Source organism: Streptomyces sp. NPDC046931 (genome assembly GCF_040644655.1).
GTDB lineage: Bacteria > Actinomycetota > Actinomycetes > Streptomycetales > Streptomycetaceae > Streptomyces.
Genome location: NZ_JBEYWX010000002.1, coordinates 420,514 through 435,059, shown reverse-complemented (window position 1 = coordinate 435,059; position 14,546 = coordinate 420,514). Strand labels below are relative to the sequence as shown.

The window sequence follows — 14,546 nt, the reverse complement described above, 5'->3', positions numbered from 1 at the left end:
TGTGACGGCCACGACGGCCCTCGGGCTGTTCTTCACCGCGCGGCTGTGCGGTGGTCTGGTGCTCGCCCTCGTCGCCCGGTCCGCGGGCAAGCACCCGCTGCTCCTGCTGGGCCGCTCCTGGGACTCCGTCTGGTACCTGGGGATCGCCGAGCACGGCTACGGACTCACCCACCGCAACCGCACCGGCATCCACAGCGATCTGGCGTTCTTCCCGCTCTATCCGGGGCTGGTCCGCACGGTCGCCCTCCTCACCCCGCTCGACGGCGTCAGGGCGGCCCTTGTGGTGTCGTGGACGGCCGCCGCGGCCGCCGCGTACGGGATCTATCTGCTCGGCGTACGGCTGTACGGACCCGCCGTGGCCACCGTCCTGGTCGGACTGTGGGGTCTGCTGCCGCACTCCGTCGTGCTGTCGATGGCCTACACCGAGCCCGTGATGACGGCGTGCGCGGCCTGGTCGCTGTACGCGGTCCTGAGCGGGCGCTGGGTGTGGGCGGGCGTGCTGGCGGCGCTCGCGGGCCTGTCCCGTCCCAACGGGATCGCGGTCGCGGCGGCGGTGCTCTCCGCGGCGTCGCACGAGGTGTGGCGGGCGCGCGGGCGCGGGGTTTCCCCCAGGCTGTGGACGGGCGCGGCGCTCGCGCCCCTCGGCTGGAGTGGCTATGTGCTGTGGGTCGGCAGCCGCAGGGGCGATCCGCTCGGCGGCTACTTCACCGTGCAGCGGCTGTGGGGCTCACGCTTCGACTTCGGGCGCGGCGCCCTGCGCTTCACGGAGCACATGCTGCTGCACGGCACCCGGCTGCTGTTCCCGATCGCGCTGGTGATCGTCGTGGTGAGCGGAGTGCTCTTCGCGCTGCTGATCGCGGACCGCGCCCCGCTTCCGCTCGTCGTCTACAGCGGCGTCCTGCTGGTGATCGCGTTCGGCGGCTCGGGCTTCTTCGAGTCCAAGCCGCGCTTTCTGCTGCCGGCGTTCCCGCTGCTGATCGTGGTGGCGCGGGCGCTGGTACGGACGGCGAGAGCCCGGCCGTGGCACGCCGCCGTCGTGGCGGGCGCCCTGGCCGGGCTCTCGTTCGCCTATGGGGCGTATCTGGTGGTGCTGGCCCGGTCGCCCCTCTAGCCGGGTCTACTCTCCGTCGTCCTCAGGCTCATCCGCGTCGTCGACGTCCTCCGCGAGGCCGAGCTGCTCGACCAGCCACCGGTCGAACTCGATGGCGGCCCTCACCCAGCTGACGGTCGACGAGACGAAGTGCTCCAGGCTCACGCCGGTGCCGATCAGCATCTGCGCCTCACCGATGAGGCGGACGGTGCCGTCGTCGTGCGTGTGCGTGTAGACCTTGGGCCACAGGGTGCGCCGGTTCCAGTCGTCGATGGACTCCAGCAGCTGCGGCTTCTCGCCGATCTGGTGGGGACGGTCGTAGAACGTCCGGACGGAGAAGACCGCCTGGTCGGCCTCGCCGCGGAACATGAAGTACGTACGGAACTGCTCCCACGGCGCGACGAGGTCTCCCTCTTCGTCGACGAGGTGCTTGAGCTCCATCTGGTCCAGGAGCTGCTTCACGAGGTCCTGATCCGGAACCACGGGGCCCGCCGGCTGCTGCGGCTCGGGCTGGCCCCCGAAGTTCGGAATCGAGGACGGGTCGATGCTCACCGTGTTCTTCCCTTCGTACGGATTCCGCCATCCTCCCTCATCCGGGGAGGGGGGTGGCAACCCCCGGCGGATCGTGTCAGCCGTCGGCTGACACGATCCGGTCACCCGGGTGGACAGCGTGTCCGCACCCGGGCGGGACACACCCTCGAGTACCCGCGCGAGGACGCCTGGAGCACCGGGGTACGGCTACAGCGTCTTGCCGGTCGCCGGACCCACCAGCAGGCCCTCGCCGACGCGGTCCACACGGACCGTGTCGCCGTCCTTGACCTCGCCGGCCAGGATCTCCCGCGCGAGGCGGTCGCCGATGGCGGTCTGGACGAGACGGCGCAGCGGGCGGGCGCCGTAGGCCGGGTCCATGCCCTCGTCGGCGAGCCACTCCAGGGCCTCCGGGGTCACCTCCAGGTTGAGCCTGCGCTCGGCCAGGCGCCGCGACAGCCGGTCGATCTGGAGCCGGGCGATCCGGCTCAGCTCGTCCTTCGTCAGAGCCGAGAAGACCACCAGGTCGTCGAGCCGGTTCAGGAACTCCGGCTTGAAGGAGGACCGGACCACCTCCAGGACCTGCTCCCGCTTCTCCTCCTCACTGGAGATCGGGTCGACCAGGAACTGGCTGCCCAGGTTCGAGGTCATCACCAGGATCACGTTGCGGAAGTCGACCGTGCGTCCCTGACCATCCGTCAGGCGGCCGTCGTCCAGCACCTGGAGGAGGATGTCGAAGACCTCCGGGTGGGCCTTCTCCACCTCGTCGAGCAGGACGACGCTGTACGGGCGGCGGCGCACCGCCTCCGTGAGCTGGCCGCCCTCCTCGTAGCCGACATAGCCGGGCGGGGCGCCGACCAGCCGGGCGACGCTGTGCTTCTCGCCGTACTCCGACATGTCGATGCGGACCATCGCCCGCTCGTCGTCGAAGAGGAAGTCGGCGAGCGCCTTGGCCAGTTCGGTCTTGCCGACACCCGTCGGGCCTAGGAAGAGGAACGAGCCGGTCGGGCGGTCGGGGTCGGCGATGCCGGCCCGGCTGCGGCGTACGGCGTCGGAGACGGCCCGTACGGCCTCGGTCTGGCCGATGAGCCGCCTGCCCAGCTCCTCCTCCATGCGCAGCAGCTTCTGCGTCTCGCCTTCCAGGAGGCGCCCGGCGGGGATGCCGGTCCAGGAGGCGACGACGTCCGCGATGTCGTCGGGACCGACCTCCTCCTTGACCATGGTGTCCTTGGCGGCCTCCTCCTCGGCCTGCGAGGCGGCCTCCAGCTCCTTCTCCAGGCCCGGGATCTCGCCGTACAGCAGCTTGGAGGCGGTGTCGAAGTCGCCGTCGCGCTGGGCGCGTTCGGCCTGGCCACGCAGGTCGTCGAGCTTCTCCTTCAGCTCGCCGACGCGGTTGAGGGACTGCTTCTCCTTCTCCCAGCGGGCGGTCAGGCCGCGCAGCTCCTCCTCCTTGTCGGCGAGGTCGCGGCGCAGCTTCTCCAGCCGATCCCTGGAGGCCTGGTCGGTCTCCTTGCCGATCGCCAGCTCCTCCATGCGCAGCCGGTCCACGGCGCGCTGGAGCTCGTCGATCTCCACGGGGGACGAGTCGATCTCCATGCGCAGCCGGGAGGCGGACTCGTCGACCAGGTCGATGGCCTTGTCGGGCAGGAAGCGGGAGGTGATGTACCGGTCGGAGAGAGTGGCCGCGGCCACCAGCGCGCTGTCCGCGATCTGCACCTTGTGGTGGGCCTCGTAGCGGCCCTTGAGGCCGCGCAGGATCGCGATGGTGTCCTCGACGGTCGGCTCGGCCACCAGCACCTGCTGGAAGCGCCGCTCCAGCGCCGGATCCTTCTCGATCCGCTCGCGGTACTCGTCGAGGGTCGTCGCGCCGACCATGCGCAGCTCGCCGCGGGCCAGCATCGGCTTGAGCATGTTGCCGGCGTCCATCGCGGAGTCGCCTCCGGCGCCCGCGCCCACGACGGTGTGCAGCTCGTCGATGAACGTGATGATCTGGCCCTCGGAGTCCTTGATCTCGGCGAGGACGGTCTTCAGCCGCTCCTCGAACTCGCCGCGGTACTTGGCGCCCGCGACCATGGCGCCGAGGTCCAGCGCGACCAGCCGCTTGTCCTTGAGGGACTCGGGCACGTCGCCCTTCACGATCCGCTGGGCGAGCCCCTCGACGACGGCGGTCTTGCCGACGCCCGGCTCACCGATGAGCACCGGGTTGTTCTTCGTACGGCGGGAGAGCACCTGCACCACGCGGCGGATCTCCTGGTCCCGGCCGATGACCGGGTCGAGCTTGCCGTCGCGCGCGGCGGCGGTGAAGTCGGTGCCGAACTTCTCGAGGGCCTTGTACTGGCCCTCCGGGTCCGGGGTCGTCACCCGGCGTCCTCCCCTTGTCCTCTGGAACGCGTCCAGGAGCTTCTTGGCGTCCGCGCCCTCACGGGACAGGACCTCCCCCGCGGCGCCGCCCTTCCCGGCGATGCCGATGAGCAGGTGCTCGGTGGAAAGGTACTCGTCGCCGAGGTCCTTGGCGCGATTGCCGGCGTCTGCGACCACGGCGAGCAGCTCGCGGTTGGGCTGGGGCGGCGCGACGGTCGACCCGGTGACGCTGGGCAGACCGGCGAGCACGCGCTCGGCGCCGGACCGCACGGAGGCCTGGTCGGCGTCCACGGCGGCCAGCAGGTCGATGATGTTCTCGTTGTCCTGCCCCTCGAGCAGCGCGAGGAGCAGGTGGGCGGGGGTCAGGTCCGGGTGGCCCTCCGACACGGCCCGGCTGGTGGCCGCGTTGATCGCGTCCCGGCTCCTGTTGGTCAGCTCGGCGTCCACGTTCCCGATCTCCTCCTTGCGTCGGCCGCGCTCAGCTGTCGTCTTCCTTCACTCTGACGAGAGCAACGTACACAAAGTTGAGTCTATTGCACTCAAGGCGTGAAGCGGGAGAGACAAGGACCGTGTACCCGCGCGGCGCCCGGAGTGACATACGGGCCGGACGCGGAAGCGGCTCGGCGATCGGGAAGGACGGCGCACGAGGAGGCGCACGAGAAGGCATGGTGCCCACGAAGGGCCCAGGCTCGCACGAAGGGACCAAGGGGGCACGTCGACGGCCCCGCCGCGGGCATCCGCGGCGGGACTGTCACCGAATGTGACCGCTGGGACCGGCATGGGTGCGTTGGAACCCGGGAGGAGGGGCTGGTTCCAGCCACCGTGCCCTCGGGACGTACTCGGCGTTTCCGCGCAAACTGCAGCGGCGTCACCGTGTTCAGGTCACGGTGACGCCGCTGCGGGGGGGAAGCACCTGAGCGATCTGTTACGACGGGGGAATCGCGTCAGGCACTGCGGGGGGTGGCTGAGATGGTCGTCATTTCGGGGGTGTCCGGTTCGGCCAGCCGGTGGTCGCGCTGGTCCAGGTTCACAAAGATCATTCCGTACCTTATGGCGCACCGGACGGGCTGCGGCGCCCCCCGAGGCCGCCGCAGAAGCCGGTAGGCCCGCACATCGTCGTCCTCGTCCCGGGTGACGACGACGGGCTCTCCGAACACGGTCACCATCAACGAGTCACCGCTGTGGGGGATGGCGGTGACCAGGTCGATGAAGTGCCAGCCGGAGCGGTAGGCCGTGGCCATCTCGCGACGGAAGGTGCGGTCGTCCGGAGGAGTGGTCACATCAGCTCCACACGCTGTCATCTGTGCCGACGGGTGTGTCACTGCCGGCCGCAGAAGAAGCGGGCACCAACGACCAGACGCTGTCCGCTCGCACGTCCTCCTTCGTGCCGGAGAGGCCACTCAGCGTTCCGAAGGCCACAACGGCGGAGAAGGTGGCGACAAGCACCGAGCGAAGCATTCTCTTACCCATAGTCGGCTTCGTCCTCACTTGAAGGTCCCCTCTTCCCCCGTCGACTAAGACGATGGCTCATTCGGGCACGTCATGGCCACACAATCGGTGCATCATGTTCCTGCATGTTCAGGACCCTGGGGGGTGGAGATTTGACAACCAATCGGGCTAAAGCGACACATCCCCATGCCTTGACCGAACTGTGCGAGGAGGGTGGCCGCCTGTATGCGAACGCCCTGCGCACAGGGCGTATCGCCCGCGCCGACGCGGAAGAGGCTCCTTGTCTGATGGAGTTCGCCCTCCTCCACCCCGATCCGGACGATGCGAACTGGCTGCGTCCCGTGCCCCCTCCGGTCGCCCTGGCCCAGCGGCTGCATCCGATCGAGCGTGAGATCTCCGAGCGCAGGCGGCTGTCGACCAGTCTGGCCGAAACCTTCGAGCCGTTCATGGCGCTCAGCGCCCAGGCGACCGCGCCCACGCATTCGATCACGGTGCTGGAGGGACTCGACCGGATCAACGCGGCGCTCGACCTGGCCACGGCCCAGTGCCAGAACGAGATGCTCACGGTCCAGCCGAGCGGCCACCGCCCCGAGCGCCGGCTCATCGAGGGACTGGAGCGTGACCGGCCGCTGATCGAACGCGGAGTGCGCATCCGGACCCTGTACCAGCACACGGCCCGGTACAGCCCGGAACGGCTGGCCTACGTGGACCAGTTCGCCGACGGCAAGGCCGAGTACCGCACCATCGACGAACTCGTCGAGCGGCTCATCATCTGCGACGAGGCCGTCGCGTTCATCCCGATCAGCGACGACCGCCAGGTCGCCCTGGAGCTGCGTCACCCGGGCCTGGTCCGCTACCTGGTCAAGGTCTTCGAGTTCATGTGGGGCCGGGCGGTGCCGCTGAGAGCCGGCACCCCCTACGAGACCGATCCGGACGGCATCACGGACATCCAGCACTCCATCGCCAAACTGCTCGTGGAGGGCCATGTCGACGAGGCCATCGCCCGCCGCCTGGGCATGAACGTCCGCACCTGCCGCGCCCACATAGCCAAGCTGGCCACAGCCCTCGGCAGCGGCAGCCGTGCCCAACTCGGCTACCTCATCGCCCAGTCGGGGATCCTGAGCCAGAACCAAGGCCTTCCGGGCGGGGGCCGGCCGCAGTGACGACGGCGCCCGCGCGAGGGCACGCTCCTCGCGCGGAGCGGAGCCGTGGCGCCCGGCACGGCGGCCGGCTCCCTCAGAGACCGGTGGGAGGCTCCTGCGCACAGGGAGCGGTGGCGGGCAGCAGTTCGGGGGCGTGCGGAGGCCCGTCCAGGCCCGCCTGGGCGATACGGACGCCCAGCTGGGTACGGCTCGCCGCGCCCAGGGTCTCGGAGAGCCGGGCGATGTGCGCCCGGCAGGTGCGCACGCTGATGCCGAGACGTTCGGCAACCACGGCGTCCTGGTGGCCCTCCGCGAGCAGCGCCGCGATCGAGCGTTCCCGGTGGGTGATGCCGTCGATACCGGTCTCCGGCAGTGGGGAGGTCAGCGGGATCGCCAGGCGCCACAGGCGCTCGAAGACGGTCACCAGATAGTCGATCAGGGCCGGGTGGCGCAGCTCCAGCGCGATGGTGCGGTCGGCGTTCGCCGGGATGAAGGCGACCGTGCGGTCGAAGAGGATCAGGCGCTCGGGCACTTCGTCCAGGGTGCGGGCCTCGGCCGCCTCGCCCATCAGCTCCATGTAGGTGTGCAGACCCTGGCCGTGCCGGGCGACATGCGTGTACAGATCGCGCATGCGAACGCCCCTGCGGCGCATCTCCATCGCCCGGTGCAGGCCCTCGGAGAGTTCGTCCTCGCGGCGGATGCCGCCCGGCTGCACGGTCAGCACCTCGCGCATGCACTGTTCCGTCGCCTCGTCCATGGCGGCACGGATCCGCGGCAGCCCGTCCAGGACACGGATCGCCACGCCCTCCGCGGGGCCCTGCTCACGACCGCCGAGCCCGGCGTACCACTCGACCGCGGCCACCGCCGCCCCGACCCGCGCCTGGCTCGCGCCCACCTCTTCGTGCACCCCGCGCAGCAACCGGGTCATGACCTCCTGCGGGGAGGTCGGCACCAGCCAGTCCATGTCGTCGGGGTCCGGGTGCAGCAGCGCGAGTTCCAGCAGACAGGGCACCGTCGCGGCGTCGGCTCGGGGCACCCGGCCCCGGCGTACGGCCCGGGAGTACACGCGGTTGCCGGCCTCACAGAGCCGGTCAGCGCCGTGCGGATGCGCGTCCGTCCCGTGCCCGGCCATCTTCCACCCCTGGCTCCAACTCCCGGCTCCAGCGTCCTGCATCGCCTTCGCAGCGCAACTATGCGCGGACCCGCCCGCCTCCGCAACACGGCTCCGCCGCCCCAACGCCCGTACTTGCCCGGGAACGTCCGGGATTCTCCCACCCTCCGGAAGTTCCGATTGCACCCAGGTGCCGGGGGCCGCGGGCGGCGGCGGACGCGCGGCCGGGCGTACCGAAAACAGCCGTGGCGGGCGAGCATCACTGCCCGTCCGCCACGGCTGCTTCGATCCAGCTTCGGTCCGGCTGCTTGAGTCCGGCGCTTCGGTCCGGCGCTTCGGTCCTGCCGCTCCCCGCCGCTACTTCAGACCGGCCGCCAGGCAAGCCGCCTTGTACTTGGGGGTGCAGATCTCCTGGACGGTGTAGATGCCGTCGTCGAGCACGGTGTCCTTGACGTTGTCCTTCTTGAGCGAGACCACCGGCACCAGCATCGACGGGATGTTCTTCTCCGTCGGGCTGTCGACCTTGTCACGGGTCAGCGCGTCGAACTCGATCGAGCGGCCCTGGACCTTGGCCACCGCCATCTCGGCGGCGTTGTTGGCCTCCTGCGGGTACGACTTGTACACGCTCATGTACTGCTCGCCCGAGACGACCCGCTGCACGGCGTCCAGCGACGCGTCCTGTCCGGTCACCGGCGGGACCTTGGCGGCGCCCGCCTCCTTCAGCGCCTCGATGACGGCGCCTGCCATGCCGTCGTTGGCCGAGTAGACGCCCGCGATGTTGCCCAGGCCGACGGACCGGATCGCCTCCGCCATGTTCGCCTTGGCGTTCTCCGGCTTCCAGTCCTTCGTGTCGTAGGACTTGACGATGTTGACCTTGCTCTCGAGCTCGCTGAGCGCGCCCTCCTTGAACTGCGCCGCGTTCGGGTCGGTGACCGAACCGTTCATCATGACGATCTTGCCGCCGTCGGCCTTGCTGCCGAGCGCCTCGATGAGCTCGCGGCCCTGCACCTGGCCGACCAGCTCGTTGTCGAAGGAGATGTACGCGTCGATCGGACCCTGGGCGAGCCGGTCGTAGGCGATGACCGGAATGCCCGCGTCCTTGGCCTTCTGCACACCCGGCGCGATGGCCTTGGCGTCCACCGCGTCCACCAGCAGCACGTCCACCTTGTCGGCGATCATCTGGTCGAGCTGCTCGTTCTGCTTGGCCGGCTGGGCGTCGGCGTTGGCGTAGACGACCTTGCCCTTGCTGTGGGTGAGGGAAGCCACCTGGTCCCGGATGATCGGGTAGTCGAACTTGTCGTACCGCGGATTCTCCTTCTCCGGCAGAAGGAGACCCACTGTGATGTCGTCGCCCTTCTTGGGAGACGCGGAGCTGCTGCCCCCGCCGACTCCGTCGATGACGCCGCACGCGGCGAGAGAGACGGCCGCCGTGGAGGCGGCCAGGGCCATGGCGGTTCGACGCACAGCGGTTCTACGGGGGGTACGAGCGTTCACATCAGATGCCTTCCGAGCACGGGAGCAGCATTGCTACCCAGGTGGCTGAAAGCCAACGCGGCGACGGTGTGCACCGTCAAGAAGTACGGGTTAACGAGATGGCAACAGGATCTCTGTGGAAGTCAAGTGAAGACCAAGAGAGTCTCGTGCGCGGACCGTCTTCGAACCCCCGTCCGATGAAGATCCCGCCCACTACCTGCACGGGCCCCGCATCCGAATTCCGGTCAACTCCCGTGGGACGGCGCGGCGTTCAATTCAGACGGGCAAACGTGACCTCCGTCACATGCCCCCGCGGCGGGGCGGCCGCACACCGTCAGGCGCGCTCCCACAAAGGGCAGTTCTTCGTGAACGGCGCAATACCGGGCACAAGGCCCAACCCGTCGGCAGAGGGCTCCGGAACCGGACCACGCGAAAGGGGCCGGGAGGCCACTTCCGGCCTCCCGGCCCCTTCACGTCCGCGTGAGCGCGTCAGTCCGTCTGCTGCTGCCGTTTCGGCCGCCACACCACCAGTGCGCTGCTCTGCTGCATCTCCTGGTACGGCACCAGGTCGCGGCGGTACGAGGCGTGCACGGCGGCCTCGCGCTGGCGCATCACCGCCGCCGCGCCGTCCAGCGCGGCCTGGAGCTCCGCCACACGGGACTGGAGCGCGGCCACCTGGTTCTCCAGTTCGATGATGCGCTTGATGCCGGCCAGGTTGATGCCCTCGTCCTGCGACAACTGCTGCACCTGGCGAAGCAGTTCGATGTCACGGGCCGAGTAGCGCCGGCCCCGGCCCGCGGTGCGGTCCGGGGACACGAGTCCCAGCCGGTCGTACTGACGTAGCGTCTGCGGGTGCAGTCCGGAGAGCTGGGCCGCCACCGAGATGACGTAGACCGGGGTGTCCTCGGTCAGTTCGTACGGATTCCGTCGACGGCCGTCCATCTCCTCATGCTCCCTTCGCGGCCTGGAACAGCTCCGCCCGCGGGTCCTCGCCCGCGGTCGCCTCGCGATACGCCTCCAGCGCGTCACGAGCCTTCCCCGACACGTCCTTGGGGACACTCACCTCGACGGTGACCAGCAGGTCCCCGCGAGTGCCGTCCTTGCGGACCGCGCCCTTGCCCCGGGCACGCATGGTGCGCCCGTTGGGCGTGCCCGGAGGCAGCTTCAGCGTCACCGGTGGCCCGCCGAGGGTGGGCACCCGGATGTCGGCGCCGAGCGCCGCCTCCGCGAACGTCACCGGCACGGTCACCGTCAGGTTGTCGTCCTTGCGGCCGAAGACCGGGTGCGCGTTCACGTGCACGACGACGTACAGATCGCCGGCCGGACCGCCCCGCTCTCCGGGCGCGCCCTTGCCGCGCAGCCGGATGCGCTGCCCGTCGAAGACACCCGCGGGAATGCGCACCTGCATCGTCCGGGAGGACTTCGCCCGGCCACTGCCGTGACAGACCTCGCAGGGGTTCTCCGCGATCAGGCCGCGGCCCTTGCAGTCCGGGCAGGGGTCGGTCAGCGAGAAGCCGCCGCCCGAGCCGCGCGCGACCTGCCCGGTGCCGACGCAGGTCGGGCACACACGGGGCGTGCCGTTCTTGTCGCCGGTGCCCGAGCAGGCCTTGCAGGGCGCCTGGGAGGACATGCGCAGCGGTACGGTCGCGCCGTCCACCGCCTCCATGAAGCTCAGCGTGACCTCGGACTCGATGTCCTGGCCGCGCCTCGGCTGCGTACGCGTGCCCGCGCCGCCGCCACGGTTGAACAGGCCCCCGAAGACGTCACCGAGACCACCGCCGAAAGACCCTCCGGCGCCGCCCTGGCCGCCGAAGAGGTCGCCGAGGTCGAAGTTGAACGAGCCGCCCGCACCGGGACCGGGGCGGAAGCCGCCGTTGCCGAAGAGGGCGCGGGCCTCGTCGTACTCCTTGCGCTTCTTGGGATCGCCGAGGACGTCGTTCGCCTCGGAGATCTCCTTGAAACGTTCCTCCGCCTTGGCGTTGCCCTTGTTGGCGTCCGGATGGAACTCGCGGGCGAGCTTCCGGTACGCCTTCTTGATCTCGGCCTCGGTGGCGTCCTTGGGGACGCCGAGGACCTTGTAGAAGTCCTTCTCGATGAAGTCCTTGGTGCTCATCCCCGACGCCCCTCCTTCCCTACGCGTTCGTGGTGTACGTCAGCCCTCGTCCGGGCCACCGTTCTCCTTGTCGTCGCCCGCCTCGGTGCTCTCCTCGGCCTTGACCGTCTGCGCTCCGGGCTGCGGCTCGGCGACGGCCACCCGCGCGGGACGGATGGTGCGCTCGCCGAAGCGATACCCGGGCTGCAGAATCGCCACGCACGTCGTCTCGGTGACGTCCGGCGCGTAGCTGTGCATCAGGGCCTCGTGGATCGTCGGGTCGAAGGGCTCGCCCTCCTTGCCGAACTGCTGGAGACCCATCTTCGCCGCGACGGTCTCCAGCGACTCGGCGACGGACTTGAACCCGCCGACCAGCTCGCCGTGCTCCCTTGCGCGGCCGATGTCGTCGAGCACGGGCAGGAGTTCGGTCAGGAGGTTCGCGATGGCGATCTCCTTGACCGCGATCCGGTCACGCTCGACGCGGCGGCGGTAGTTCTGGTACTCGGCCTGGAGGCGCTGGAGGTCCATCGTGCGCTCACCGAGCGCCGTACGAACCTGGTCCAGCTGGGCCACCAGACCGGCGTTCTGTGCGCTTGCGTCCCCCGCCGGGGCCGCCGCCCCCTCCGAAGAGGGGGAGGCGGCCTGCGGCTCGGCGTCCTCAGGGGTGGCGCCGGAGGGGACGTCGGGCTTCTCCTCGAAGCCCGGGGTCTCCTCCGTCACGCGGCACCGTCCTTGCGCTCGTCGTCCACGATCTCGGCGTCGACCACGTCGTCGTCCGCCTTGGCCTGGCCGGCACCGGCGTCACCGGCACCGCCCGCGGCCTGCGCGGCCTGGGCGTCGGCGTACATGGCCTGGCCGAGCTTCTGCGAGACGGCCGCGACCTTCTCCGTGGCGCTGCGGATCTCGGCCGTGTCCTCGCCCTTGAGCGCCTCCTTCAGCTCGGCAACGGCGGACTCGACCTCGGTCTTGATCTCGCCCGGGACCTTGTCCTCGTTGTCCTTGAGGAACTTCTCGGTCTGGTAGACGAGCTGCTCGCCCTGGTTGCGGGTCTCGGCGGCCTCGCGGCGGCGGTGGTCCTCCTCCGCGTACTGCTCGGCCTCCTGGCGCATCCGGTCGACCTCGTCCTTCGGCAGCGACGAGCCGCCGGTGACGGTCATCTTCTGCTCCTTGCCGGTGCCGAGGTCCTTCGCCGTGACGTGCATGATGCCGTTGGCGTCGATGTCGAAGGAGACCTCGATCTGCGGGACGCCACGCGGCGCCGGCGGCAGACCGGTCAGCTCGAACATGCCGAGCTTCTTGTTGTACGCCGCGATCTCGCGCTCGCCCTGGTAGACCTGGATCTGCACGGACGGCTGGTTGTCCTCGGCCGTGGTGAAGATCTCGGACCGCTTGGTCGGGATCGTGGTGTTGCGCTCGATGAGCTTGGTCATGATGCCGCCCTTGGTCTCGATACCGAGGGACAGCGGGGTCACGTCGAGGAGCAGGACGTCCTTGACCTCACCCTTGAGGACACCGGCCTGGAGCGAGGCACCGATGGCGACGACCTCGTCCGGGTTCACGCCCTTGTTGGCCTCCTTGCCGCCGGTCAGCTCCTTGACGAGCTCGGCGACGGCGGGCATACGGGTCGAGCCACCCACGAGGACGACGTGGTCGATCTCGTTGATGGAGATGCCGGCGTCCTTGATGACGTTGTGGAAGGGCGTCTTGCAGCGCTCGAGCAGGTCGGCCGTCAGCTGCTGGAACTGAGCCCGGGTGAGCTTCTCGTCCAGGTGCAGCGGGCCCTCGGCGGACGCGGTGATGTACGGCAGGTTGATCGAGGTCTCGGTGGACGAGGACAGCTCGATCTTGGCCTTCTCGGCGGCCTCACGGAGGCGCTGGAGGGCCATCTTGTCCTTGCCGAGGTCGACGCCGTGGCCGGCGGCGAACTGCTTGACCAGGTAGTCGACGACGCGCTGGTCCCAGTCGTCACCACCGAGGTGGTTGTCACCGTTGGTGGCCTTCACCTCGACGACGCCGTCGCCGATCTCCAGCAGGGACACGTCGAAGGTGCCGCCACCGAGGTCGAAGACGAGGATCGTCTGGTCGTCCTTGTCGAGGCCGTAGGCCAGCGCGGCCGCGGTCGGCTCGTTGACGATACGCAGGACGTTCAGGCCCGCGATCTCGCCGGCCTCCTTGGTGGCCTGACGCTCGGAGTCGTTGAAGTACGCCGGGACGGTGATGACCGCGTCGGTCACCTTCTCGCCCAGGTACGCCTCGGCATCCCGCTTCAGCTTCTGCAGGATGAACGCGGAGATCTGCTGCGGGTTGAAGTCCTTGCCGTCGAGCGCGATCTTCCAGTCGGTGCCCATGTGACGCTTCACGGACCGGATGGTCCGGTCGACGTTGGTGACCGCCTGACGCTTGGCCACCTCGCCGACCAGCACCTCGCCGTTCTTGGCGAAGGCGACGACGGACGGCGTGGTCCTGGCGCCCTCGGCGTTGGTGATGACGGTGGGCTCGCCGCCCTCCAGAACGCTGACGACGGAGTTAGTCGTGCCCAGGTCGATGCCGACCGCACGTGCCATTTCGATTCCTCCAGCTGACTTGAGTGGAACAGGCTCAAGGATGCATGAGGGATCGCAACGCGTCAACAGACCTGAGTCGAGCCGACTCAACTTTCATCCGGCGACGTACGGCAATGACAGCGAAGTCGCAGGTGGGGGCCCTGGAAGAGGGATGGCGCGTGTCGTATTCAGGCGCCCGCCCCGTCGCCCTCGAGCAGCCGGGCGAGTCTGCTCACCTGCCCGTCGATCTCCCGGGCACACCCGTACAGCTCATGGTGCGGCCTGCCCCAGGGATCCGCGATGTCGTCCGCGTCCGGTGTGACCGGGGCGACGCCGCCGCGCCGGGCGGCCACGGCCGCCACCACTTCGCCGACCCGCGGAGCATGCGCGGGCACCGCCGCCCCGGCGGCCAGCCGTACGAACTCCTTCAGGGTGAAGCAGCGCCGCAGTGCCGACGGGGCGAGCCGCACGGCCGCCTCCCGGTGCTCACGGGCGAGCCCGAGGACCAGTGCCGCGTCCGCGACCAGCCGCGCGGTCAGCGGCCGGGCCGCGAAGCCGGAACCGTCACCGCCCAGCTCCTCCAGCACGGCCCGGGTGGAGCTCTCCATGCCGGCCCGGGGCCGCCCCGCGGTGCCCGCGCTCTCGGGCCGTACGGCCGAGCCGGGCCCGAGCCGCGCGACCAGCAGCCGCTCGGCGAGCGCCGAGCGGTGCACATTGCCCGTGCAGACGAACAGGACCCGGGTCATACCGCGCCGCC

At 69.8% G+C, this 14,546-nt stretch carries 12 protein-coding genes; 2 read left to right on the top strand and 10 right to left on the bottom strand.

Going from position 1 to position 14,546, the window contains the following annotated elements; genetic code table 11:
* Position 1: 1 nt before the first annotated feature.
* Positions 2–1,111: a mannosyltransferase family protein gene (locus ABZ876_RS06015; protein ID WP_361774901.1), complete on the top strand. Its 1,110-nt coding sequence runs from the start codon at positions 2–4 to the stop codon at positions 1,109–1,111.
* A gap of 6 nt (positions 1,112–1,117) precedes the next feature.
* Here ABZ876_RS06015 and ABZ876_RS06010 read toward each other — a convergent pair whose 3' ends face one another.
* From ABZ876_RS06010 to ABZ876_RS06000, 3 genes are all read right to left on the bottom strand, one after another.
* A complete protein-coding gene (locus tag ABZ876_RS06010; protein ID WP_361774898.1) occupies positions 1,118–1,642 on the bottom strand; it encodes a YbjN domain-containing protein in 525 nt (174 codons plus the stop codon).
* 186 nt (positions 1,643–1,828) lie between these two features.
* Entirely contained in the window at positions 1,829–4,426 is a 2,598-nt protein-coding gene (clpB, locus tag ABZ876_RS06005; RefSeq protein ID WP_361774895.1) for an ATP-dependent chaperone ClpB, read from the bottom strand.
* Positions 4,427–4,923: 497 nt separating this feature from the next.
* On the bottom strand, positions 4,924–5,220 hold the full coding sequence (locus tag ABZ876_RS06000; protein ID WP_361775588.1) for a (2Fe-2S)-binding protein: 297 nt from the start codon (positions 5,218–5,220) through the stop codon (positions 4,924–4,926).
* 333 nt (positions 5,221–5,553) lie between these two features.
* Between ABZ876_RS06000 and ABZ876_RS05995 the strand changes: the two genes are divergently transcribed.
* Positions 5,554–6,591 carry a helix-turn-helix transcriptional regulator gene (locus ABZ876_RS05995; RefSeq protein ID WP_361774892.1) on the top strand — a complete coding sequence of 346 codons (1,038 nt, stop codon included), beginning with the start codon at positions 5,554–5,556 and terminating at the stop codon, positions 6,589–6,591.
* A gap of 73 nt (positions 6,592–6,664) precedes the next feature.
* Here ABZ876_RS05995 and ABZ876_RS05990 read toward each other — a convergent pair whose 3' ends face one another.
* From ABZ876_RS05990 to ABZ876_RS05960, 7 genes are all read right to left on the bottom strand, one after another.
* Positions 6,665–7,702, bottom strand: a complete 1,038-nt coding sequence (locus tag ABZ876_RS05990; protein ID WP_361774889.1) for a LuxR C-terminal-related transcriptional regulator — start codon at positions 7,700–7,702, stop codon at positions 6,665–6,667.
* Positions 7,703–8,038: 336 nt separating this feature from the next.
* Positions 8,039–9,145, bottom strand: a complete 1,107-nt coding sequence (locus ABZ876_RS05985; protein WP_361774886.1) for a substrate-binding domain-containing protein — start codon at positions 9,143–9,145, stop codon at positions 8,039–8,041.
* A gap of 498 nt (positions 9,146–9,643) precedes the next feature.
* Positions 9,644–10,096 carry a helix-turn-helix domain-containing protein gene (locus ABZ876_RS05980; protein WP_361774883.1) on the bottom strand — a complete coding sequence of 151 codons (453 nt, stop codon included), beginning with the start codon at positions 10,094–10,096 and terminating at the stop codon, positions 9,644–9,646.
* 4 nt (positions 10,097–10,100) lie between these two features.
* Positions 10,101–11,267 carry a molecular chaperone DnaJ gene (dnaJ, locus tag ABZ876_RS05975; protein ID WP_361774880.1) on the bottom strand — a complete coding sequence of 389 codons (1,167 nt, stop codon included), beginning with the start codon at positions 11,265–11,267 and terminating at the stop codon, positions 10,101–10,103.
* Positions 11,268–11,306: 39 nt separating this feature from the next.
* Positions 11,307–11,966 carry a nucleotide exchange factor GrpE gene (gene grpE, locus ABZ876_RS05970; RefSeq protein WP_361774878.1) on the bottom strand — a complete coding sequence of 220 codons (660 nt, stop codon included), beginning with the start codon at positions 11,964–11,966 and terminating at the stop codon, positions 11,307–11,309.
* A complete protein-coding gene (gene dnaK / locus ABZ876_RS05965; protein WP_361774875.1) occupies positions 11,963–13,810 on the bottom strand; it encodes a molecular chaperone DnaK in 1,848 nt (615 codons plus the stop codon). The genes grpE and dnaK overlap by 4 nt, the downstream gene beginning before the upstream one ends.
* Before the next feature lie 167 nt (positions 13,811–13,977).
* Positions 13,978–14,535: a low molecular weight phosphatase family protein gene (locus ABZ876_RS05960; protein ID WP_361774872.1), complete on the bottom strand. Its 558-nt coding sequence runs from the start codon at positions 14,533–14,535 to the stop codon at positions 13,978–13,980.
* Positions 14,536–14,546: the final 11 nt, after the last annotated feature.

Excerpts from the sequence above, each read along its gene's own strand:
- ABZ876_RS06000 (WP_361775588.1), bottom strand. The coding sequence starts at position 5,220 with ATGGCCACGGCCTACCGCTCCGGCTGGCACTTCATCGACCTGGTCACC.
- ABZ876_RS05995 (WP_361774892.1), top strand. The coding sequence starts at position 5,554 with ATGTTCAGGACCCTGGGGGGTGGAGATTTGACAACCAATCGGGCTAAA.
- ABZ876_RS05990 (WP_361774889.1), bottom strand. The coding sequence starts at position 7,702 with ATGGCCGGGCACGGGACGGACGCGCATCCGCACGGCGCTGACCGGCTC.
- ABZ876_RS05980 (WP_361774883.1), bottom strand. The coding sequence starts at position 10,096 with ATGGACGGCCGTCGACGGAATCCGTACGAACTGACCGAGGACACCCCG.
- dnaJ (WP_361774880.1), bottom strand. The coding sequence starts at position 11,267 with ATGAGCACCAAGGACTTCATCGAGAAGGACTTCTACAAGGTCCTCGGC.
- dnaK (WP_361774875.1), bottom strand. The coding sequence starts at position 13,810 with ATGGCACGTGCGGTCGGCATCGACCTGGGCACGACTAACTCCGTCGTC.
- ABZ876_RS05960 (WP_361774872.1), bottom strand. The coding sequence starts at position 14,535 with ATGACCCGGGTCCTGTTCGTCTGCACGGGCAATGTGCACCGCTCGGCG.